The 21,415-nt window shown below is 50.9% G+C and carries 17 protein-coding genes; 11 read left to right on the forward strand and 6 right to left on the reverse strand.

Features of this window, described 5'->3' with window-relative positions; genetic code table 11:
* Nucleotides 1-674 precede the first annotated feature (674 nt).
* Nucleotides 675-1,079: a chorismate mutase gene (gene aroH / locus ACFMKP_RS19420; protein WP_110513347.1), complete on the forward strand. Its 405-nt coding sequence runs from the start codon at nt 675-677 to the stop codon at nt 1,077-1,079.
* A gap of 73 nt (nt 1,080-1,152) precedes the next feature.
* A complete protein-coding gene (aroF, locus tag ACFMKP_RS19425) occupies nt 1,153-2,178 on the forward strand; it encodes a 3-deoxy-7-phosphoheptulonate synthase (protein ID WP_382294234.1) in 1,026 nt (341 codons plus the stop codon).
* A 285-nt stretch (nt 2,179-2,463) separates the two neighbouring features.
* On the opposite strand, the gene ACFMKP_RS19430 is transcribed toward aroF, so the two are convergent.
* Nucleotides 2,464-4,476, reverse strand: a complete 2,013-nt coding sequence (locus tag ACFMKP_RS19430) for an RICIN domain-containing protein (protein ID WP_382294235.1) — start codon at nt 4,474-4,476, stop codon at nt 2,464-2,466.
* A 715-nt stretch (nt 4,477-5,191) separates the two neighbouring features.
* Between ACFMKP_RS19430 and ACFMKP_RS19435 the strand changes: the two genes are divergently transcribed.
* Both ACFMKP_RS19435 and ACFMKP_RS19440 read left to right on the forward strand, forming a co-directional pair.
* Nucleotides 5,192-5,812, forward strand: coding sequence for an RNA polymerase sigma factor (locus tag ACFMKP_RS19435; RefSeq protein WP_205701341.1), 621 nt, complete (start codon nt 5,192-5,194; stop codon nt 5,810-5,812).
* Nucleotides 5,805-6,587 (forward strand): anti-sigma factor domain-containing protein, encoded by a 783-nt coding sequence (locus ACFMKP_RS19440; RefSeq protein WP_382294237.1) that lies wholly within the window; start codon nt 5,805-5,807, stop codon nt 6,585-6,587. Before ACFMKP_RS19435 ends, ACFMKP_RS19440 begins: the two co-directional genes overlap by 8 nt.
* 50 nt (nt 6,588-6,637) lie before the next feature.
* On the opposite strand, the gene purF is transcribed toward ACFMKP_RS19440, so the two are convergent.
* On the reverse strand, nt 6,638-8,044 hold the full coding sequence (purF, locus tag ACFMKP_RS19445) for an amidophosphoribosyltransferase (protein ID WP_382294239.1): 1,407 nt from the start codon (nt 8,042-8,044) through the stop codon (nt 6,638-6,640).
* A 136-nt stretch (nt 8,045-8,180) separates the two neighbouring features.
* On the opposite strand from purF, the gene ACFMKP_RS19450 reads away from it, so the two are divergent.
* The 5 genes from ACFMKP_RS19450 (at nt 8,181) to rnhA (ending at nt 13,701) form a co-directional block, all read left to right on the forward strand.
* Nucleotides 8,181-8,810 carry a YqiA/YcfP family alpha/beta fold hydrolase gene (locus tag ACFMKP_RS19450; RefSeq protein WP_382294240.1) on the forward strand — a complete coding sequence of 210 codons (630 nt, stop codon included), beginning with the start codon at nt 8,181-8,183 and terminating at the stop codon, nt 8,808-8,810.
* Nucleotides 8,811-9,304: 494 nt separating this feature from the next.
* Entirely contained in the window at nt 9,305-9,769 is a 465-nt protein-coding gene (bcp, locus tag ACFMKP_RS19455; protein ID WP_204755072.1) for a thioredoxin-dependent thiol peroxidase, read from the forward strand.
* Nucleotides 9,770-10,008: 239 nt separating this feature from the next.
* On the forward strand, nt 10,009-12,150 hold the full coding sequence (locus ACFMKP_RS19460) for a hypothetical protein (protein WP_382294242.1): 2,142 nt from the start codon (nt 10,009-10,011) through the stop codon (nt 12,148-12,150).
* 20 nt (nt 12,151-12,170) lie between these two features.
* Nucleotides 12,171-12,983, forward strand: coding sequence for a RimK family alpha-L-glutamate ligase (locus ACFMKP_RS19465; protein WP_382294244.1), 813 nt, complete (start codon nt 12,171-12,173; stop codon nt 12,981-12,983).
* Nucleotides 12,984-12,990: 7 nt separating this feature from the next.
* Nucleotides 12,991-13,701, forward strand: coding sequence for a ribonuclease HI (gene rnhA / locus ACFMKP_RS19470; protein ID WP_382294246.1), 711 nt, complete (start codon nt 12,991-12,993; stop codon nt 13,699-13,701).
* Here the strand turns inward: rnhA and ACFMKP_RS19475 are convergent.
* From ACFMKP_RS19475 to ACFMKP_RS19485, 3 genes are all read right to left on the reverse strand, one after another.
* Nucleotides 13,698-15,269 (reverse strand): ATP-binding cassette domain-containing protein, encoded by a 1,572-nt coding sequence (locus tag ACFMKP_RS19475; RefSeq protein WP_382294248.1) that lies wholly within the window; start codon nt 15,267-15,269, stop codon nt 13,698-13,700. The two genes, rnhA and ACFMKP_RS19475, sit on opposite strands and share 4 nt — an antisense overlap.
* Nucleotides 15,270-15,341: 72 nt before the next feature.
* Complete coding sequence (gene mqnC, locus ACFMKP_RS19480) at nt 15,342-16,541, reverse strand: cyclic dehypoxanthinyl futalosine synthase (protein WP_382294250.1); 1,200 nt, start codon at nt 16,539-16,541, stop codon at nt 15,342-15,344.
* A gap of 352 nt (nt 16,542-16,893) precedes the next feature.
* Nucleotides 16,894-17,598 (reverse strand): class I SAM-dependent methyltransferase, encoded by a 705-nt coding sequence (locus ACFMKP_RS19485; RefSeq protein WP_382294252.1) that lies wholly within the window; start codon nt 17,596-17,598, stop codon nt 16,894-16,896.
* Between the two features lie 149 nt (nt 17,599-17,747).
* Here ACFMKP_RS19485 and ACFMKP_RS19490 point away from each other — a divergent pair, with 149 nt between their 5' ends.
* Together ACFMKP_RS19490 and ACFMKP_RS19495 are read left to right on the forward strand one after the other, a co-directional pair.
* On the forward strand, nt 17,748-18,662 hold the full coding sequence (locus ACFMKP_RS19490; protein WP_382294254.1) for an ATP-binding cassette domain-containing protein: 915 nt from the start codon (nt 17,748-17,750) through the stop codon (nt 18,660-18,662).
* A gap of 19 nt (nt 18,663-18,681) precedes the next feature.
* Nucleotides 18,682-19,809, forward strand: coding sequence for an ABC transporter permease (locus tag ACFMKP_RS19495; RefSeq protein WP_382294256.1), 1,128 nt, complete (start codon nt 18,682-18,684; stop codon nt 19,807-19,809).
* Between the two features lie 198 nt (nt 19,810-20,007).
* Here the strand turns inward: ACFMKP_RS19495 and ACFMKP_RS19500 are convergent, their stop codons facing one another.
* Nucleotides 20,008-21,261: a phosphatidylserine/phosphatidylglycerophosphate/cardiolipin synthase family protein gene (locus ACFMKP_RS19500; RefSeq protein ID WP_382294258.1), complete on the reverse strand. Its 1,254-nt coding sequence runs from the start codon at nt 21,259-21,261 to the stop codon at nt 20,008-20,010.
* Nucleotides 21,262-21,415: the final 154 nt, after the last annotated feature.

A 21,415-nucleotide genomic window follows, 5' to 3' on the forward strand; every position in this document is an offset into this window, starting at 1 on the left:
CCAACCCCTCTCCCGTGGCGCGGGCGAGGGGCTTTAATCTCGTGGTTCTTGCGCAATTCGTGGGTAAAAACCGGTGCACCCCTCGCCCACGTTCAGTGGGAGAGGGGGTTGGGGGGTGAGAGAACATGGTTGCCAACCTAATGAATCAGTACATAGAGAACATAGAGCATGAGGTGTAATGGTTCATTGCGTTAACCATGGCCTGATTCCCTCACCCCAACCCCTCTCCCGTGGCGCGGGCGAGGGGCTTTAATCTCGTGGTTCTTGCGCAATTCGTGGGTAAAAACCGGTGCTCCCCTCGCCCGCGTTCAGTGGGCGAGGGGCTGGGGGTGAGGACATGCCACTCGTTGCCAATCCAATGAACCATTACACCTCATCCCTCATCCTTCACAAGATTGTTAAGTTTGTTGCTCAAAATTGATACTTGACGAAATGGCGAGCCATGTGGTATGCTCGCGCCAATCGTAATTGACACAAGGTTTTGTCAGCCATGCAATCTTTCAACAGCTATAACTCATATGCATTCTTTAGCAGCTATTTTTATTACTTTAGCTGCCATATTGAGTTGTCGCTGCCTACGAAGGATTAGACACACCTTTACTGATTTTTGGAAGAACCTTCGGCGCGGAGCGACAAGCTCCGCGCTTTTTGTTGTGCTTCAATTGGAGGATGCTATGCTCGTTTGTCGTGGAGTTCGCGGTGCGACGGTGGCAGTGGAAAATACGTCAGAGGCTGTGCTCGCCGCAACCAGTGAGTTGTTGTTGGCCATGGTTCAGGCTAACGAGATCGATCTTGACGATGTTGCATGTGTCTTTTTTACCACATCCTCCAATCTCAACGCGCAATTCCCTGCCTTGGCCGCTCGCCAACTTGGTTGGAACGACTTGGCGATGCTCTGCGCCCACGAAATGGATGTCCCTGGCAGTTTATCGATGTGTATTCGGGTGCTGATGTTGTGGAATACCAGCCGCAAACCCAGCGAAATCATACATTGCTATCTTGGCGATGCCGCCAAATTGCGCCCTGAGCGCGCTCAATCAACAGCGTTGTTGAACATGCCCACCTGGCAACCAGCCTAAATTTGGCTGCCAGCCGTCCACTATTGGTACTTGGTATTGGTATTTGGGTTTGTCAATTTGGAGGCATTTAACCATGATCGTTGTAATGAAATCGCACGCTGACCTGACCGACCGTGACGCTGTTTTGTCCCGCTTAGCTGAAAATAATCTCAAAGGCCATTTATCCGAAGGTGAAGAGCGAATTGTGATTGGGGTGGTTGGGGCAAAAATCCCAGCTGGCTTGGAAGAACAATTGCAATCAATGAGCGGCGTACAAACCACATTGCGCATTACCCGCCCCTACAAACTGGCTGGCCGCGAGTTCCAACAACACAACACGGTAATTCGGGTTGGCGATTTGGAAATCGGCGGTGGCACGCCAGTCGTGATGGCTGGGCCTTGTTCCGTTGAAAGCGCCGAGCAATTGTTGAGCACAGCTCACGCCGTCAAAGCAGCAGGAGCCAACATCCTACGCGGTGGCGCATTCAAACCACGCACCTCGCCATACGCCTTCCGTGGTTTGGGCGAAGAGGGCTTGAAGATTTTGGCCCAAGCCCGCGAAGAAACCGGCCTGCCAATCATCACCGAAGCGCTCAATACCCGCGATGTTGAATTAGTTGCCCGCTACACCGATATTATTCAGCTTGGCGCTCGCAACATGCAAAATTTCGCCCTCTTGGAAGAAGCTGGTCAAACTGGCAAGCCAATCATGGTCAAGCGTGGGCCTTCAGCTACCGTCGAAGAATGGTTATTAGCCGCTGAATACATCCTCGCAACTGGCAATCGCAATGTAATTCTCTGCGAACGTGGGATTCGCACCTACGAAACCGCCACCCGCAATACCCTCGATTTGAATGCTGTGGCCGTCGCCAAGCGCCGCACCCACCTGCCTGTGATTGCCGACCCCAGCCATGGCACTGGCAAATGGTACTTGGTTGCGCCAATGGCCTTGGCAGGCTTGGCAGCTGGCGCAGATGGCTTGATGATCGAAGTCCACCACGACCCCGACCGCGCCTCATCCGACGGCCCACAATCACTAAACCACGCCAATTTCGCCCAATTGATGCAACAAGTTCGCCGTTTGATCGCCGCCTTGGAGCCAGACTTAGCCGTTGCCTAATGAAGGGATGAAGGATGAGGGATGAAGGATGAAATTTAACCACGAAGAGCACGAAGGGCACGAATGTTGGGTTCGTTGAATGAATGGGTTTTGTAAAAACACCATAATCCAAGAAATTAATCTTCGTGTTCTTCGTGTTCTTCGTGGTTAACAACGTGCTGAAGGATGAAATTTAACCACGAAGAGCACGAAGGGCACGAATGTTGGGTTCGTTGAACGAATGGGTTTTGTAAAAACACCATAATCCAAGAAATTAATCTTCGTGTTCTTCGTGGTTAACAACTCCTAATTCGTCAGTTTGAAGCGTTGGGCGGCGCTGCTATTCCACGTCCATTGCTGGATATTGGCATTATCAGCGCTGCTGCCATCAGCTACATCAACCACTTTGCCCGTTGCTCGATTGACAAAGCGCAGAAAACCATCGTCGAGCAGCTCAATTCGCCATTGTTGGCTTTGGTTGCTGACCCCCGCCCACAGATGAATATTGGCTCCATCGCCGTTTGAATCGCCTGAAACTGAGAGCATTTTGCCACTGCTGGGATGGCGCAATTTGTAGTAGCCATTATCGGTGTGCTGAAATTGCCATTGCTGTGCACCTCCAGCGTAACACGGCCATTGCAAAATGTTCGTGCCATCGGCGCTCTGGTTATTAGCGACATCAACGCATTTATTGCTGTTTTTGTTGACAATCTGCAGCGTGCCAACTGGCTGAAGCCGCCATTGTTGGTCGGGGTTACCCAGCCAAGGCCATTGATGGGTTGCCGCGCCAGGCTCGACCGAGCCATAGACGATTGAGAGATATTTGCTACTGTTGCGGTTGGCGATTCGCACCCAGCCATCGCTGACGGTTTGCAGATTCCATTGTTGATTGGCTTGATTGCCACCACAGGCCCATTGATGGGCAATGCCACCATCGGCAGTGCTCCACGCCGCCAGATCCAAACATTTGCCAGTTGCCCGCGAAACCAGTTGATAATAGCCGCTCTCTGCAAGCCGCAATTGCCATTGCTGGGCATTCGAGTTGTTGCACGTCCATTGCTGAACTTTGGTACCATCAGCGCTATTCGCATTGTCAACATCCAAACACAGCCCGCTGCTGCGATTGATCAGGTTGAAATAGGCGGCGTTGTTGGTTGGCGGTGGCGGGGTTGGAGTTGGCGGATTATCGCCGCCAGGCAAGGCGCGATAGACCAACAAGATGCGTTCGTTGCGGTTGCGATAGGCGGTTGCCACCAAGCCAAACGTGCCATTACCCCAATTGGTCACGTGGCTGCCATCGCCAAACGCGCGCCATTTGCCATCAGCGCCTTGCTGATAACTCAAGCCGCCCCAATATTCCATGCCCGTTGGCCGTTGAATCCAAAGCTCAACTTTGTAGAGTTGCTGGGCCGTAACACTAGGCTGCAAATTGAGATCGATAAATTCGTTGCCATGCGAAATGCCAGCCCAAACTTGGCCATTATCGCTTTCGTCGATTTTAAAGCCGCCGGTGTAGATTTTGCGCTTGCTACCACCAGGCGCATCTGCTTCCCAATCTTCCACATCGCGCACATGCTGGCCTTTCAAGCCCCAATAAATGTGCGTATTGCGATTGTCATAATGTTTGTATTTGGCAGTTAGCACGCCAGCCGAGCGCGGCAAATAGGTGTTGCCCGCGTAATAATCCTCATCACCAGGAAACATCACATCGGTGACAGCAATACTTTCGTTGGTGGTGTTGATTGCGGTCAGACTTTGGTTGGCATCCCAGGTTTGTTGGGCGGCGGCTGGGGTTTTGGGTACACGCACCTTGCCATCTGCTTGGATATAAAAGCCTGTGGTGTTGCGCTGCAACGTCCAGCCACAACATGGCGTGCTGGCATTCCAAGGCCCCAACTGATAGCCGGGCATGGTCTGGTAGGGTGCATACAAACCTCCATTAGCTTGCACCAAAGCCCGAATATCATACTCGCTATTGATTGCCCAACCACGGTTTTTATTGCCTGTCGACCACAAGATGCCGTTAGTGATGTTGGGCACGTTAGGCAAGCTGTAATCGCTATTGACCAAATAATAGCTGCCCAAATCGCTGTACGAATGGGTTGTGCTGGGAATATATTCGTTGGCGACATTGCTTTGAACTGGATAGCTGATGCCTTCAAAACTGACGCTGCCATAACTGCGGGTGGTGTAGCCCTCGGCGTTGAGTGCAAGCGGCTCGGCGGCGGATGCTGCTTGGCTCAGCAAGCCAGCCAACAGCATGCTGCCAAGGCAACTGATCAACAGCCCTAGCCGCCAATGACGATACTTTAGATCCATCAGCATAACTCCTGATTAATTAAATAATTTTAATAATCATAGCTAGGCTTGGTTGCTTATTTCAATGACTAAAAGAAGCTAGATTGGAGCAGTTTAGGCCAAGAAGTACAACAATGCTGAAATAGGGGCAGCGTAGGCGCAAAGTGGCACTTGCAGAAATTGCGGGGAATCGCTAGAATTGCGGCGGATAGATTGGAAATTCATCAAGCCTTAGTGGGCAATCACGCCTGATCACTCCTTGCACCGCCCACCAATTGTATCCTTCCTGGTAGCAACATCCGAATTGAACCAGATTAACGTAGATCCTTGCATATTTGTGGATTTGGTGGCGTAGCTTTTGCTTAACGAGCTACTATTCTACAAACCTATTAATCTGCTCGATCATTAAGCATTATTACTCAGTGCTTGTGATGATTAATCAAAAGTTGCTGTGATTACGCTATTACTGATTAATCGTTGCATGTGAATGTTCTCATTTGTAAAAAGATTCATTTAATTACAAATGTTAACATTAAATAATTAAATTAACGTAATGATTAACAAAATCAAAGCTTATTTAATTATTGGGGGCAGCTAAAAGGGTTGTGCAAGCACAAATGGTTTGGATGATAGCTATACGTCAAAATCAATTAGTCTGGATGCATACTGATTATCTTTATGACCCATCGCATCCATTTTTTGTTGGATGACGAACATAAGATAAGAAAGGATTTCAGTGGCAAATCAACCAGCTTCTCAGGCGGCACGGGCCGCGGCATCGGGTGATCAGGCTGATTTAGCGTTGGCTGCGCAGCTAGCCGCAGGCAACACCCAAGCCTTAGAAACATTGTATGAGCGTTATGCACGACCCATTTTTTCGTTGGCACTCCGGATTTTAGGCAACGAAGCCGATGCCGAAGAAGTGATGCAAGATGTTCTCGAACGAGTTTGGCGCTATTCAGGTAGCTTCGACGCACAACGAGGCCGTTTTGGCTCATGGGTTTTAGGGATGACCCATCACGTCGCGATTGATGCAGTTCGCAAACGCAGCCGCCGGCCTCAAGCCGTCGATGCTGAAGCCAGCGAACTCATGCTTGGCCTCATTTCCGACCCAAACCAACCTGATATGACCGATCAAGCCATCCAGCATGAACAAGCTGGGCAGGTTCGTGATGCCTTGCGTAGTTTGCCCGAATCCCAACAACAAGCAATTGAGTTGGCATTTTTCCGTGGTTTGAGCCACTTGGAGATTGCCGCAACAACAGGTGAACCTTTAGGGACGGTCAAAACCCGCATTCGTCGGGGCATGGAGCGGCTACGTGCCGTTCTCTCCAAAACAGGGGTATTCAATGACTGACCATCGTGATGAACTTATTGAATTGTATGCACTTGGTGCTTTGCCTGCTGATGAGGCGGCGGAGGTTGAGGATTATTTGGCCTCAAATAGCCAAGCGCAACAACGTTATTCTCAATATCAACAAGTTGCCCAAGCTTTGCGCTGGAGCGTCGAGCAACGCGAGCCGCCTGAAGGGGCCTATGCGCGTTTTCGCGAGCGTTTAGCCAAGCCGCCCTCAAATGTGGTGGCAAGCAAGCCAACGCCCAAGCCTGCCAAGCGTCAATCGTGGCTGGCTAGCCTGTTTGGTCGCCGCTACTATCTGATTGCAACCGCTCTCACTATTTTTCTGGTGCTTTTGGCTGGCTTGGGCGGTCGCATCTGGCAATTGCAAAATGAAGTTGCTAGTTTACAACCATTGCTTGCTGAAAATCAACAATTAACTGAATTGCTCGCCAAATCGGGTACGCAATTGGTGCCTTTGGCCGATACTGGCACGGGCATGGCGGGTGGCTCAATCAATATTATCGTTAATCCGCAAACTGGCCAAAGCTATCTCAGCGCCAGCCATCTGCCGCCCTTGGCTGCCAACCAAAGCTACCAACTTTGGCTGATTGCCGATGGCACACCGCAAAGTATGGAAGTATTTGATGTTAATACCAGTGGCGATGCCTTGATTTGGATTGAACGTTTGCCATCGACGGGAGCCGAAAACTTGCTAGGGATTACGGTCGAGCCAGCTGGCGGGAGCCAGCAGCCAACCTCGAATCCGCTGGCGGTCGGCACAATCGATGCCTAAAATAATTAGCAGCCAGCCATGAACCATGGCTGGCTGCTTGTTTGTTTAAGCTAAACGCTGGTCAGTTCGAAAATTTCCTTGCCTGCTTCGAGAATCGGGAAGGGATACTTGCCCGTAAAACATGCGCCGCAAAAGCCATTGGCATCGCGACGGGTGGCGCGAATCAAGCCTTCCATTGAAAGGTAGGCCAACGAATCAGCGCCGATGCTTTCGCAAATTTCGGCCTCGGTTTTGTTGAAGGCAATCAATTCTGGCTGAGTCGCCATATCAACACCCATAAAACATGGGTGGCGAATTGGCGGAGCCGAGACCCGCATATGAACTTCAGTGGCTCCAGCTTTGCGCAATAGCTTGATAATTGGCCCGCTGGTTGTGCCACGCACAATCGTATCGTCAATTAAAATGACCCGCTTGCCCGCCAACACATTCGGTAATGGATTGAGCTTGAGCGCAACCCCTTGCTGGCGCAGCCGTTGGTCGGGCTGAATAAAAGTACGACCAATATAGCGATTTTTGATCAAGCCATCGCCATAGGGAATGCCGCTTGCTTGCGAAAAGCCCAGCGCAGCGGGCAAGGCCGAGTCGGGTACGCCAATCACCACATCTGCATCGGCTGGCGCTTCGCGGGCCAATTCGTGGCCCAAGCGCATGCGTACTTCGTGAATCAATTGATTTTGTAAAAAGCTATCGGGACGCGAGAAATAGATATATTCAAATAAACAGAACGCTTGCTGCGGCGCAGGATGTTTGGCAATCGTGCGTGGGCCGTCGCGATCGATCTGCACAACTTCGCCTGGATCGATCTCGCGGATAAATTCAGCGCCAATCGTATCGAAAGCACACGACTCAGAGGCGACGACCCAGCCAGCATCGCCAAAACGGCCAAGGCACAAAGGCCGCAAGCCCCAAGGGTCGCGCACGGCATAGAGCGCATCGCGGGTTAAGACGGTCAGACAATAGGCACCTTCGACGCAATTGGTAAAGGCATCGATGCGTTGTGACCAGGTGTTTCCTTCAAGGCCAGCAAGCAGCATCGTTGCAACTTCACTATCGGAAGATGTCATAAGCCCGACTCCACGTTCCATCAGTTGACGGCGCAGCGAAGCAGCATTGGTCAGGTTGCCGTTGTGGCCAACTGCCAGTGGGCCAAGCAACGTATGCATCGTAAATGGTTGGGCATTAATTACTTGTGATGAACCAGTGGTTGAGTAACGGGTATGGCCAATCGCAATGTGACCTTTGAGGTGGCGCAGCGAACGCTCATCGAAAATCTGCGATACCAAGCCCATTTCTTTGTGGGTATTGATGGTCTTGCCATCGGAAACCGCAATCCCTGCGCTTTCCTGACCACGGTGCTGCAAAGCGTATAGACTGAAAAATGTGATACGTGCTACATCTTCGTCGGGAGCGTAAATCCCAAAAACGCCGCATTCCTCGTGGGGCGAATCACTGAACATGGTTAGCCCTTCCTTGATTCCAAGCTACGGTTGTCGCCGCGTCGTGCGACGGATCGTGTAAGCATTATACAACTGTTCGGGGCGATTCCCCACATGATTTACAATGCCTGCAATCTGAAGCTGCAAAGGATTGAGCATGCGCTATTTGTATTGTCATGGCTTTGCGTCGGGGCCGAATTCGCAAAAAGCTCGTTGGTTTAGCCAGCAATTTGCCGCCCAAGGCCATAAATTAGCGGTTCCCGATTTGAATCGACCTTCGTTTGAACGCTTAACTATCAGTGCCCAAATTGAATATTTACAGCAAATAATTGGCACTTCTGCTGAGCCATGGTGTTTGCTTGGCTCAAGTTTAGGTGGCTTGGTGGCTTTGCACGCCGCCGCTCGTATTGCGCAAATCGAACGCTTGATTTTGCTGGCTCCAGCGCTCTATTTTGCCCAAAATCGGCGTTTGATGCTCGGCGAGGCAACGCTGCAACAATGGCAAACCAGCGGCTGGCTTGAATATTACAATTATCGTGATCAGGCGATGCGTTCTGTCCATTATGGCTTGCTGGAAGATGCAGCAGCCTACGACAGCGATGATTTTGAGCGTAGCATGCCAATTTTGATTGTGCATGGCACGCAGGATGAGAGCGTAAGCCACACACAAAGCCAGCTTTTTGCCCAATCACGCAGCTATGTAACTCTGCACACGCCAGCCTGGGATCACGGCATGGTCGAGCATGTGGCTGAGCTGTGGGCCTTGATAGAGCAGTATAGAACATAGAACATAGAGCTTTTTTAACCACGAAGCGCACGAAGGGACACGAAGCTGAGGCTATTGGCTGATGGCTATAGGTGTACTGGTACATCAGGTTAACCACCGCCTGATCCCCTCACCCCAACCCCTCTCCCACGTGGCGGGCGAGGGGCTTTAATCGCGTGGTTCTGCCGCACTGCGTGATGAAAATGGGTGCTCCCCCTCGCCCGCGTTTTCGTGGGAGAGGGGCTGGGGGGTGAGGGGACATGGTTGCCAATCCAATGAACCAGTACATCAAAAGCCTATAGCCATACTTCCCTCTGCGCCTCTGCGTTAAAGGACGGTAACCACGAAGGACGCGAAGAGCGTGAAGATTGGGTATCGTATGGCCTGAACCCCGACCCCTGATCCCTAGACTCTTTTTGACTTTTGATTTTTGCCTTCTGCCTTTCGGTATTCATCCTTGCTTAAAACAGGCTACAATAATGCTAATCGACTCTTTTTGTGTGAGGCTTTAGCTGATGACAACCTTGAATGTTGGCGATCTTGCGCCCGAATTTGAACTGCCCGCCGACAATGGCGAAACCATTCGTTTGAGCGATTTTCGCGGCAAGCGCGTAGTGCTCTATTTTTATCCCAAAGATGATACGCCAGGCTGTACAACCCAAGCCTGTGGCTTTCGCGATGCCTATCCGCAAATCGAAGAGAAAAACGCGGTGGTGATTGGGGTCAGCCCTGATTCGGTGGCTTCGCACCAAAAATTCAAAACCAAGTTTGATCTGCCGTTTTTGTTGGTTGCCGACGAAAACCATAGCTTGGCCGAAGCCTATGGCGTTTGGGGCGAAAAATCGATGTATGGCAAAAAATATATGGGCGTAACCCGCTCGCATTTTATTATCGACGAAAACGGCTATTTGCTCGATGTACAAGGCAAAATCAGCCCAGCCGATAGCGTCAGCGGCGCGTTGAAGTTGCTCAATAAATAGGTTGGAATTCCCCTCACCCCAGCCCCCTCTCCCGTGCGCGGGCGAGGGGCTTTAACTTTATGGTTCTCTCGCAATTCCTTGGCGAAAAATGGTCGGCTCCCCCTCGCCCGCGTTCAGTGGGAGAGGGGGCTGGGGGGTGAGGGGATTAACTCATTGCAGCATCATTTGCTCATCATTGTTGGGCTGCTTCTGAACTGCTAGAGTGCAAGCTGAGACCTCATCAACCACGAGGAGATTGTATGCTGCTGCTTGTTCGGCTGAGCCTGTGCCTAAGCCTGCTTCTAGGATTAACCGCCTGTACTTCGGCCAACCCAACCCCAACTCCGCCAGTTTTAGCCCCTAGTGTTACCCCAACCATGCCAACCACTGCCGAACTGCTGCTGAGCGCTGCGCCAAATGATTTTTGTGCTAAGCCAGTAACTCGCGGCTGTGGCAAGCCCTTGGCAGTATTGATCGCCCATTATCTCCAGCGCAACCCAACTGATCCTCAAGCACTGGCACTTTGGCGACGAATTATCAGCTTGGGCCAGCCCAGCATGGAGCTTGGCGCTGATGATCCGCAGGCTTTCGACATTACGTGGGCCTTTGCTGGCTGGGCACAGGCAGAATTTCTGGCCCTCGATCTGCCGCATGCGCTTGCACCAACCCAGCCAGCAGCCTTGGAAATTGGCAAGCTCACGATTATGCCCACCAATTTGGATGGCGATTCAAACCAAGATTACCTGCTTAGCGGCTCGATTTCCGGCTCGCCAAACGCCATTGGTCAACTGCGCTGGATGCACTGGCAGCAAGATACATGGGTCGGCGAACATGGATTGAGTTATGAAAATGATGCAGGCGCGGAGATTCAGCTTGGCGATGTGACTGGCGATGCGCAGCCAGAATTATTCGTTCGCTCAAGCTATTGTGGCTCTGCTTGTTCGGGGCGAATGTATGCTTGGACATGGCAAGCTGGCAGGCCCAAAGCATTATTTCCGATTGGAGCGAATACCAGCAATTTGAGCCTAACGCCCATTGATGGCAAACTAAGCGTCAGCAGCGCCGATGTACGTTATACGTTTGATGGGCAATATTTGGCTCCTGCTGAGCTTGCCGCACCATCCGGCCCTTTTTCAAACACAATTGGCACACAACTGCGCTATGCTCACGGCTTGACCTTGCTTGGGCGCTTTGATCAAGCAATCGCGCAGCTTGAACAAGCAGCAGCCCAACCTGATGGTAGCGCTGAGTATGGACATAATCAAACTCTGAAGGATGCACGGCCAGTTGCGTTGTTTCGAATTGGGATTATTCAGCTGCTCAAACACGATCACGCGGCAGCGCAAACTGCTTGGAATAGACTTTTAACGCAGTTTCCTCAAGCTTTAGCAGCAACGGTGGTGCATGATTTTAAGCTTACGAGCTTCAACGGCTCAATCAGCCAATGGTGCGAATTGCTGGCCGCCGAACGCCCATCGATTATGGAAGGCTATCAACGCGAAATGCTTGATCGCTCTCCTTTCAACGAATTTGATTGGCTACCACTTTGCCACCCACGGACGTTGCTACCGCTCCAAACTTGGAATCAGGCCGTGCCGCTGGGTGAGCAGTTTGCGGCGCTCGGCTTACCATTGCAATCGCTCAGTGAAAACTACGATTTAAATGGCGATGGCCGCAACGATCCGCTGGGAGTTGTTGATTGGCTTGGGATCTATACGCCGTGGGTTTTTATGACGACTGAGGCTGGCTATCAGCCGGTGTATGCCAACCAACCGTGGCCTAATGCCATAGCCCTAACCAGTTTGAGCGATCCTGATTATTTTCTCAGCCGCCCAAATGCGGTTTCGATCACCGATTTGGATGCTGATGGCGCGCCAGAATGGCTGTTTGAGTATCGTGACTATTTTTCATTGCTCGCATGGTCTGATGGACGCTTTTGGCAGAACAGAGTTACCCAGTATCAAGGAACGAGCTTCTACACAGCCACGTTGAGTTTAGCTCCGCAATCTGACGGCACGCAGCGACTCAGCGCTGAGTATTTGCCGAATGCTGCTGGGCAACAGCCAAAACCCAACCACGTTGAATATGAATTGCATGCTGGAACGCTGATGCAGCAGGTTCCAGTGCCGATTAATCTCACCAATGGTTTTAGTTATGAGCACCACGATCCATCAATCGCTACGTTGTATGCGGCCTTATTTGGCAGCGACGATCCAGCGCTTGCGCTCGAAATAGTGGCGCTGCTTGAGCCACAAATTTGGGCAGAGCACGAACAATTGGTGTTGCAGGCGTTGGCGCTGGAGTACAATGGTCAATCTGCCGCAGCCCAGCGCTTGCTACAGAGCGTTGCCAATGCCAGCGAAACAACTGGCTGGTCGCGCTTTGCTCAGCAACGCCGCTAAACGATTTCAGGAGCATGGGTATGGCAATTGTCGTTATTCACGGCGAAAGCGATTGGTCAGATTATTTGGCTGGCTACGATGTTGTTCAATGTCGTTTAAATCAAACTAAATGGTTAGTTCAGGATAATCAGGTTTGGGCATTCAGCGAAAATCGGCGGATTCAGGTTGAGGCTGTTTTGTGGCGGTTAGGCGCAGTTCGCCCAGAGCCACACCAGCAAAGGCTGTTAGCGCTGCTCGATTTTGCTGCGATTCCATGTGTCAATCCAACCAATGTTCTGCTAGCGTGTTATGATCGTTTGGCGATGCTCGCCATGCTCAAACGCTTGGGCTTGCCAGTGCTGCCCCAAATCATTAGCTTAGGCGATGGCATGATTGAGCGAATTCAGCCAGATTTGCCTGTTGTCGCCAAAATTGGCAGTTATCATGCTGGCTATGGCAAAATGCGGATTCAAACAGCTGAACAATGGGCCGAATTTTGCGATTTAAGTTTTGTTAGCCCCGATTATTGCAGCAGCGAACCCTACATTGAGTATGTGCGCGATATTCGTTGCTTGTTGGTTGGCGACCAAGTATGGGCTATGCAACGGCGCAGCAGTGGTTGGCGAGCAAATGTTGCCACCAATGCCTACCAACTGATCGAGCCGCCAGCCGAAATTTTGGAATATAGCCAGCGGGTGATGCAGCAGCTCAAGGCCGACATCCTTGGCATTGATTTCATTGAAGATCAACAGGGCACGTTTTGGGTGTTAGAATGCAATGAAATCCCCGGCTTGGCTGGATTTCCCGAGGCTGCCCGTGCATTGTTGGCAGCTCGTTTGCTCAATAAATTATGAGGATTGTGTGGCAAAACGTAAATTTTATGCAGTGGTCAAGGGTCACCAACCAGGCATTTATAGCGAATGGTTTGGCAACGCTGGGGCCGAAGCCCAAGTTAAAGGTATCGATCAGGCAGTATTTAAGGGTTTTGCCAGTTTTGCCGATGCAGAAGCGTGGTATCGCGAGCGGACTGGGCGCGCGCCGCAACATATTCCCCAAAACGTCGATCTGACTCCCGTAAGTTTGGCGATCGATCCGCAAAAGGCCTTGGCCGAGGGCAAGGTTGTGATATTTAGCGATGGCGGTAGCAATGGCAATCCTGGGCCTGGGGGCTATGGTGTGGTATTGCGTTCTGGCGCGACGGTGCGCGAATTGACTGGCGGTTTTTCCCGCACCACCAACAATCGCATGGAGTTGATGGGCGTAATTACTGGCTTGCAAGCAGTGCCTAAGCCTAGCAAGGTCGTGGTTTTTAGCGATTCGTCGTATGTGATAAATGGTATGCAAAAGGGTTGGGCCGAGCGCTGGAGCAAAAATGGCTGGCGCACAACCACGGGCGCAGTCAAAAACCCTGATCTTTGGCAAACATTGCTTGAGCTAGCTCAAGGCCATGCGATTGAATGGGTGCAAGTGCCAGGCCACGCAGGCATCAAGGATAACGAGCGCTGCGATCGTTTGGCGGTACAGGCTTCGCGCCAGCCCAATTTGCCAATCGATGAAGGTTACAAGGATTAAAGCGGCTGATAGGGAATTTCGATTTCGAGGATGAGGCCGCCACCAGCACGATTATGCACCCGAAAACGCCCGCCAACCAGCGCCACCCGTTCGCTCATGCCCAATAAACCATAGTGGCCTGCATTGGCAAGCGCCGCCAAATTAATCTCTGCTTGTAAGCCGCGCCCGTTGTCGGCAATCGTCAACAAAAGGGTGCGGCGAGCGGTTGAGCGCAGGCTAATGCCAACTTTGCTGGCTTGGGCATGCTTGCGCACATTGCTCAAGCCCTCTTGAATCATGCGAAAAGCCGAAATTTCGAGCATTTCTGGCAATCGTTCCAAATCATCATCAAGATCAAGCTGTACTTCAATGCCGCTGCGGCTACTCCAATCGCGCACAAACGATTGAATGGCTGCGTTCACGCCAAGGCTATCGATGGTTGGCGGGCGCAAGTTGCCACAAATTGCCCGCACTGTGCTGACCAGTTGGCGAATGTTATCGCGCAAATCATCAAGCCCAAGGCTGGCTTGCTCAGGGTCGTCAATTTGGCTGCGCAAATTATCAATATCATAATTAAGGCTCACCAAATCTTGAATTACTTGGTCGTGTAGCTCGCGGGCTAGCACTTTGCGCTCACCTTCGCGCTCGGAAAGCAACCGCCGTTGCGCTTCTTGCAAGGCTGCGTTGGCGCGGTCGAGGTTGCTCACCTGTTGATCGAGTTGGCCAATTAATTGGCGATTAAGCTGATTCTGGCTGGCTAAATCGTGCTCTAGGCTAGATTGGCTTTGGCGCAAGGCCTCTGCTTGTTGGCTGGCGCGATGGTAATTTTCTAAAGCCCAAATAATTGGCGTAAGATGCTGCTGATCGCGAGCACCAATCTGTGCGCGCACAACTTCCTCACGGCTGGTTTTTTCGGTCGCTGCCTCAAACACAAAGCGGCCACGGCGCAGCACCAAAATGCGATTACTGACCGCAAACAGATGGTCGAGGTTTTGGCTGCTAAACAGCACCGCCACGCCTTGCGCCTGCCATTCGCGAATCAATTCGAGAACTTTTTGCTGATATTCATAGCGCAGCAGCGCCGTTGGCTCATCGATAATCACCACTTGCGGCTTGCGAATCAGCACTTGGGCAATCGCCACCATTTGGCGTTGCTCGCTGGATAAATTGCCAACATGGGTGCGCAATGATGGCAATTCAACCCCAAGTTGGGCCAAAATTTGGCGGGCCATGGAATTGTGCTGGCGCTGATTGGGCAATGATAACCAGCCAAGCCAACTACGCCCAACCTCGTGGCCCAAAAAAATTGCACTCGCCACATCCAAATGATCAACCAACACTGGCTGTTGATGGATCACCGCAAGGCCAGCACGAAAGGCAGTTTGAGTTGAGTTGATCAAATGGCCACGGGTGGAAATCACGCCAGTATCGGGTTTTTCTAAGCCCGCCAACAAGCGTACCAGCACCGATTTGCCAGCGCCGCTTTGGCCAGTTAGGCCCACCACTTCGCCTGGCGCAAGATCAAAGCTCACCTCATCGATGACGGGCAGCGTACCAAATTGCTTGGAAACATGGCGGCAGGTAAGCATACGATTCAGCCAATCAGTGCTTAAATACAAACGCCATGAATGCCCAAGCATCCATGGCGTTGGCGTTAAAGGTTATTTCACCGCTAAGGGAATTTCGACCTGCTTGGCTTGACGTGGCTGTTTGATGCCCATTGATGGCACGCTTTCGCTATCTTTGGGGTCTTCATAGGCTTTGATCAAGTTGTAGTGGGTATCGCGTTTGGCTGGAATAAAGCCAGCATCGCGAATAAAGCCATGGATTTCGCGCTCGCCCATACATTGGTAGGTGTCGTGAGCGGCGTTCGAAACCACGTTTTCTTCGAGCATAGTCGAGCCAAAATCGTCGATGCCAAACTTCAGTGACACTTGGCCAATCTTCGGCCCTTGGGTCACCCACGAAGCCTGAATGTGCTTGAAGTTGTCGAGCATAATCCGCGCCATAGCGGTATGACGCAAATATTCGGCAGCGGTTGCCCCGTAGTTATCCGAGAACTTCGAACGACCCAACGAGGTCAACTCCGATTTCTGGACAGTCCACGAAATAAAGGCAATAAAGCCATTGTTATATTCGCGCAGCGAAACATCCTGCAAATCGCGCAGTTTCATAAAGTGATTCATGCGTTGTTCGAGGGTTTCGCCAAAGCCAATCACCATCGTGGCGGTTGTGGCCATGCCAAGTGATTGGGCAGTGCCTTCGACTTCGAGCCAGCCAGCAGCGCTTTGCTTGAGCGGGCTAACCCGTTGGCGCACTTCATCGTCGAGAATTTCTGCGCCACCGCCAGGAACCCCGGCCAAACCGGCTTCCTTGAGCGTAATCAGCACGTCGCGAATGCTCATGTTTTCAACTTGGGCTAGATTGTCGATCTCTGAAGGCGAGAAACAATCAAGCTCGATGCTGGGATAGTGCTCGCGCAAATAGCGCAGCAGGCCGGTATACCACGAAAGCCGTAATTCAGGATGGTGACCACCCTGCATCAAAACCCGCGTACCGCCATATTCGACAAGCTCGGCTAAGCGAGCACCAATTTGTTCGTAGGTTTGCACATACGCTTCTGGGTGGCCCAATGGGCGATAAAAACCACAGAATTGGCAATTGGTCGTACAAACATTACTATAATTTACGTTGCGATCAACGAGATACGTAACTACATTGCCGGGCACAAGCCGTTGGCGAATCGCATCAGCAGCCATGCCTAAATCCAGCAGGTCAGCTTCACGATACAAAAACAGCCCTTCCTCAGCCGAAAGACGCTCACCATTGACTGCTTTTTCAAGAAGCACTTGTACATTCATAATTAAAAAAGCCCCCCGTTGGTTTTGCTGGCGGGCTGACTCATGCAGTCCGTCACGTCAATTGTATCATATTTCACACGGCGATTTCAGGGCTGTTCGCGATTGTGGTTTTTGGAAGAAGCCCTCACCCCCCAACCCCTTCTCCCACGAAAACGCGGGCGAGGGAGAGCCGACCGTTTTTACCACGTATTGCGCAAGAACCCCAGCATGAAAGCCTCACGCCCGCGCCACGGGAGAGGGGTTGGGGTGAGGGGATCTTAAAACCACCACATTCAGTCCCTCGCCTATTGGATGATCGCAGGGTTGGGGTGAGGGCATGCTCTTCATCCTTCATCCCTCATCCTTCATCCTTTCAACGGCGTACTCCAGCAATTGTGCCCGACCAAAACCACTGCTGTACATCATCGAGGCTGAAGCCATGTTGGCGGAGCGCGGTGTTAAGGATGGTTTGGCGCTCAGCAGAGAGCGTGTCGAGCCACATTTCTTCTTTATCGATCCGCAGGCGGCTGAGGCCACATTCGCGCAGCAACTCGGTTAAATTGCGTTCGCTATAAAAGCGAATTGAATAGTCGATCCATTGGCGAACGACCTGCTCGACAAACGAACGCCCAGGCTCTTCTTCGGGCAACAAAACGCTGCGCAACAGCAATTGGCCATCGAGGGCCAGCGCATCGGCCAAATATTCCACGAAGGCATGTTCATCGGGCATAAATTGAATGACTTGGGTGGCCAAAATAATATCAATCCCGCTGCGTGGCAAATCAAAATCACGCCAATTGGCCACGCCAAATTGAATCGAGGTGATACCTGCTTGGGCAGCGGCTTGGCGGGCTTTGGCAATTTGCTCAGGCGAAAGATCAATTGCAATAATTTCGGCATCGGGCCAGGCTTGGGCTAAGGCGATGACCAATTGGCCTTGGCCGCAACCAACATCAAAAATGCGCGGCTTGGCCGGAATCGGCTGGCTTTGAAGCAAATGTAATACATCAACGGGGCGCACAAAACTAGTTCCAACCGGAATAGTGGCATAATGGCGAACGAGATCCTGTTCATGCATTGCTGCTGCTCCTTCTAATGCTTAAGGGCGATGTGCAACGAACTGTTATCATGTATCGTATTAGCACCTAGAATTATCACATGAAGATGGCGAATGCAATGCCAACTTGCAAAGAGTTGGTTAGCTAGGTGTGTGTGGAGCGACTGTTTATGACCGCAATTCAGGTTGAGAACCTCGTTAAAATCTATGGCCCGTTGCGAGCCGTCGATGGAATTAGCTTCGACGTAGCGAATGGCGAGGTTTTTGGGATGCTTGGGCCAAACGGCGCTGGCAAAAGTACAACGACCGAAATGATCGAAGGCCTACGCAAGCCCGATGGTGGCAGCATTCATGTTTTAGGCCACGATGTTGTGAAGAATGTCGAGCCAATCAAACAACGAATTGGGATTCAACTGCAAACAACCTCGTTGTTTCAAAAACTCACCACCCGCGAATTGGTTAAATTGTTTGCCTCATTTTATAAAAATACCTTGCCTATTGATGAAGTGATTGGCTTAGTTAACTTAGAAGAAAAAGTTAACACCGCCTCGAAAGATCTCTCTGGCGGCCAACGTCAACGCTTGGCAGTGGCAATTGCGCTAATCAACGACCCCGATATTATTTTCCTTGATGAGCCAACAACTGGGCTTGACCCGCAGGCGCGGCGCTCGATGTGGGATGTTGTGTCCAACTTGCAAAAACGCGGCAAAACCGTCTTTTTGACTACCCACTATATGGAAGAAGCTGAGCGGTTGTGCGATCGGGTGGCGGTGGTTGACCATGGCAAAATTATCGCCTTGGGCAAACCGCAAGCGCTCATCCACGATAACTTCGATGAAACCGCTTTGGAATTTTCCAATGACGAGCAATTGCCCGAAAGCTTGCTGGCAACTTTGCCAGGCGTGGAACGGGTGCAAAACGAAAATGGCATCACCACGATCTACTCGAAGGGTGTTGCGCGCACGACCAACGCCTTAATGGCCTTGGTTGAGCAACAACAAACCGAGTTGCGTGGCTTTACAATTCGCGCTGCAACCTTGGAAGATGTGTTTTTGAAATTGACTGGTCGACGGATTCGCGACTAAGTGTGGGAGCAATTACCTCATGTTTGTGCAATTATATCTATCACAATGGCGCGAATTTGCCCGCGACCGCATGGCGCTGTTCTTTACGATTTTGTTTCCGCTGATTTTTATTAGCATTTTCGGCTTGCTCTATGGTGGCGGCAGTAAATTTGACGAAAAAGTCGGGATTGTTTTGGAAGATCAAGGCCCAATCGGCCCGCAACTTGCCAGCGCAATCGAAGGCTTGACCCAAACCCAAGAAGGCCAAGACCCTGATAAAAACGTCTTTTCGGATATGAAGTTCAGCCGTGGTAGCGCCAGCGATTTGGAAAGCCAATTGCAAAAAGGCGATCTCCAAGCCTTGGTGATTATTCCTGCTGGCCTGAGCGATAGCATCACCAGCGGCCAACCAGCCAGCGTCACGGTGAAGGTCGATCAATCGAGCCAAGTCTTTGCGCCCTTCTTCCAAGGCGTGGTTGATAGTATCGTTCAAAAGGTTGATCAAGGCATTACCCAATCCAAGCCAATGTTGACCATGCAAGTGCAATCGGTGCTTTCAAGCCAAATTCGTGGGATCGATCTCTTGATTCCTGGGATTTTGGCGATGTCGATTATGCAACTTGGCTTGTTTGCCACCGCGCAACCAATGATCGCCATGCGCACCCAAGGCGTATTGAAGCGCTTCAACGCAACGCCATTGCCCCGCTGGATGCTCTTAGTAAGCTATGTGGCAATGCGTTTGACGATTGGTTTGCTGCAAACAATCATCATTATTGCGGTTGGCAAACTGATGTTTGACGTAGCAATTTTAGGCAATATTGTTGTGTTGATTGGCTGGCTATTGCTGAGCATTTTGATGTTTATTGCAATTGGCTTCTTCGTGGCGGCGATTGCCAAAACCGAAGAAAGTGGCAATGCTATCACCCAATTGATCAACTTCCCAATGTTGTTTCTCTCGGGGGTGTTCTTCCCCGTTACAGGCTTGCCCGATTGGTTGCAAGTGGTGGTTAAGGCCTTCCCATTGACCTATACGGTCGATGCCTTGAAGCAAGTGATGATCAACGCCCCGCCAATTAATACGCCGCTGATCAACCTCGTTGTGCAACTTGGTTGGCTAGTGGTCATGACCGTGCTCTCAATCCGCTTCTTCAAGTGGGAAGCACGCTAGCAAGTCAAAGGGCAGAAGTCAAAAGTTAAAATAATTGATGGTTCCTAAAAATAATACCCTGTAGCAAAGGAGAAATCCTTCGCTACAGGGTGTTTTGACTTTTGACTTCTGCCTTGCTATAGGGTGTTTTGACCTTTGACTTTTGACTTCTGCCTTGCTATAGAGTGTTTTGACCTTTGACTTTTGACTTCTGCCTTGCTAGAACAGTCCACGAACTGGTTGGAGCACTTGTTCGCCAAGATGGACGAAGATTGAGCGATTGCGCCAAGCTTGATAATTGATTTCGCGAGATTGGGCGCGATCGTTCAAAAACATGGCTTCCATTTGGCGCGCAAAGGCTGGATGTTTGATTGTAGCGTTGATTTCGTAATTGGCTGCCAAGCTGCGTGTATCTAAGTTGGCGCTACCGACGGTCGACCAAAGGCCATCGACGGTCATGGTTTTGGCATGAATCATCGTGCCGCGATAGAGCAACACGCGTGCGCCATGCTCCATCAATTCGCCCAACAAGCCGCGACAAATCCAATCGACCACGATATTATCCGAGATTTCGGGAACCATAATTTGAATATCGATTCCACGTTTGGCTGCATCAATCAAGGTTGCGCGAATCAGCGGGTCGGGCAAGAAGTAGGCATTCGAAATATAAATATGATGCTTGGCATCATTAATTGCATCAAGGTAGGTTTGACGAATTGGCAATTGATATTCGATGGGATCATTTGCACAAATGCCAACATGCTCATTGCTGGTAGTTGGATAGCTCAATTTAATTTTGTGCTTTTTATTATATTTATTCCATAGTGCAATAAATTCTTCGGCAATGTTGGCGGCCATTGGGCCTTCGATTTTTAAATGGGTATCGCGCCAGGTGCGGGCATAGTTGCGGCCAATATTCATGCCACCTAAATAGCCAATTTTGCCATCGATGACCAAAATTTTGCGATGAGTACGAATCCACATATTGGTATCAACGAATGAGCGAATCGATTTGAGCCGCCCAAATTCAAAGACCCGAATGTTGCGGCGTTTGCCAAACAACTTAAAGCGCTCGGGAACGTGCAGCGTGCCAATGCCATCGAAGGTAACATAAATTTTAACCCCTTCGCGGGCTTTGCGAATTAAGGCTCGTTTGAAGGCAAAACCAACCTCGTCGCGCTCGAAAATATAGCTTTCGAGGAAGATTGATTCTTTGGCTAGGGAAATATCAAATAGCATTTGGCGAAACACCGAGCCACCATCATCAAACAGTTGCACAGTATGCTCGCCCAAATCGATTGGTGGTAAATCAAGCTGCGGGAAGGTATTTTCAACACTTCGATTACGCAACTTGGCATAGGCCATGAGCGCTCCCATCAAGCCCAATTGAGCCACAATGCTGGCAAGCAGCAAGCGTGGCAGCGAAACTACCCATTCGGTCAGAAACCACAACCCAGCCTTGAGCCAACGCATAGCGATCCTTTCGCAGCTTCGACCTCTTATCGATGAGGCCAAGCCTGCTTGTCGCAATTCCAATGCCACCACTATAGCACGTTATTAAATTCCCCTCACTCTCCGCTCCCACTCCATGCGGGCGAGGGGGCGCACCCATTTTTGCTAACGAATT

Origin of the sequence: Herpetosiphon sp. NSE202, from assembly GCF_042688385.1 — a bacterium.
Classification (GTDB): Bacteria; Chloroflexota; Chloroflexia; order Chloroflexales; family Herpetosiphonaceae; genus Herpetosiphon.

Coding starts and splice junctions, on each gene's coding strand:
- ACFMKP_RS19495 (WP_382294256.1), top strand. CDS start 18,682: ATGTTTGTGCAATTATATCTATCACAATGGCGCGAATTTGCCCGCGAC.
- ACFMKP_RS19430 (WP_382294235.1), bottom strand. CDS start 4,476: ATGGATCTAAAGTATCGTCATTGGCGGCTAGGGCTGTTGATCAGTTGC.
- aroH (WP_110513347.1), top strand. CDS start 675: ATGCTCGTTTGTCGTGGAGTTCGCGGTGCGACGGTGGCAGTGGAAAAT.
- ACFMKP_RS19460 (WP_382294242.1), top strand. CDS start 10,009: ATGCTGCTGCTTGTTCGGCTGAGCCTGTGCCTAAGCCTGCTTCTAGGA.
- ACFMKP_RS19450 (WP_382294240.1), top strand. CDS start 8,181: ATGCGCTATTTGTATTGTCATGGCTTTGCGTCGGGGCCGAATTCGCAA.
- ACFMKP_RS19490 (WP_382294254.1), top strand. CDS start 17,748: ATGACCGCAATTCAGGTTGAGAACCTCGTTAAAATCTATGGCCCGTTG.
- ACFMKP_RS19475 (WP_382294248.1), bottom strand. CDS start 15,269: ATGCTTACCTGCCGCCATGTTTCCAAGCAATTTGGTACGCTGCCCGTC.
- ACFMKP_RS19500 (WP_382294258.1), bottom strand. CDS start 21,261: ATGCGTTGGCTCAAGGCTGGGTTGTGGTTTCTGACCGAATGGGTAGTT.
- ACFMKP_RS19440 (WP_382294237.1), top strand. CDS start 5,805: ATGACTGACCATCGTGATGAACTTATTGAATTGTATGCACTTGGTGCT.
- purF (WP_382294239.1), bottom strand. CDS start 8,044: ATGTTCAGTGATTCGCCCCACGAGGAATGCGGCGTTTTTGGGATTTAC.
- ACFMKP_RS19465 (WP_382294244.1), top strand. CDS start 12,171: ATGGCAATTGTCGTTATTCACGGCGAAAGCGATTGGTCAGATTATTTG.
- bcp (WP_204755072.1), top strand. CDS start 9,305: ATGACAACCTTGAATGTTGGCGATCTTGCGCCCGAATTTGAACTGCCC.
- aroF (WP_382294234.1), top strand. CDS start 1,153: ATGATCGTTGTAATGAAATCGCACGCTGACCTGACCGACCGTGACGCT.
- ACFMKP_RS19485 (WP_382294252.1), bottom strand. CDS start 17,598: ATGCATGAACAGGATCTCGTTCGCCATTATGCCACTATTCCGGTTGGA.
- mqnC (WP_382294250.1), bottom strand. CDS start 16,541: ATGAATGTACAAGTGCTTCTTGAAAAAGCAGTCAATGGTGAGCGTCTT.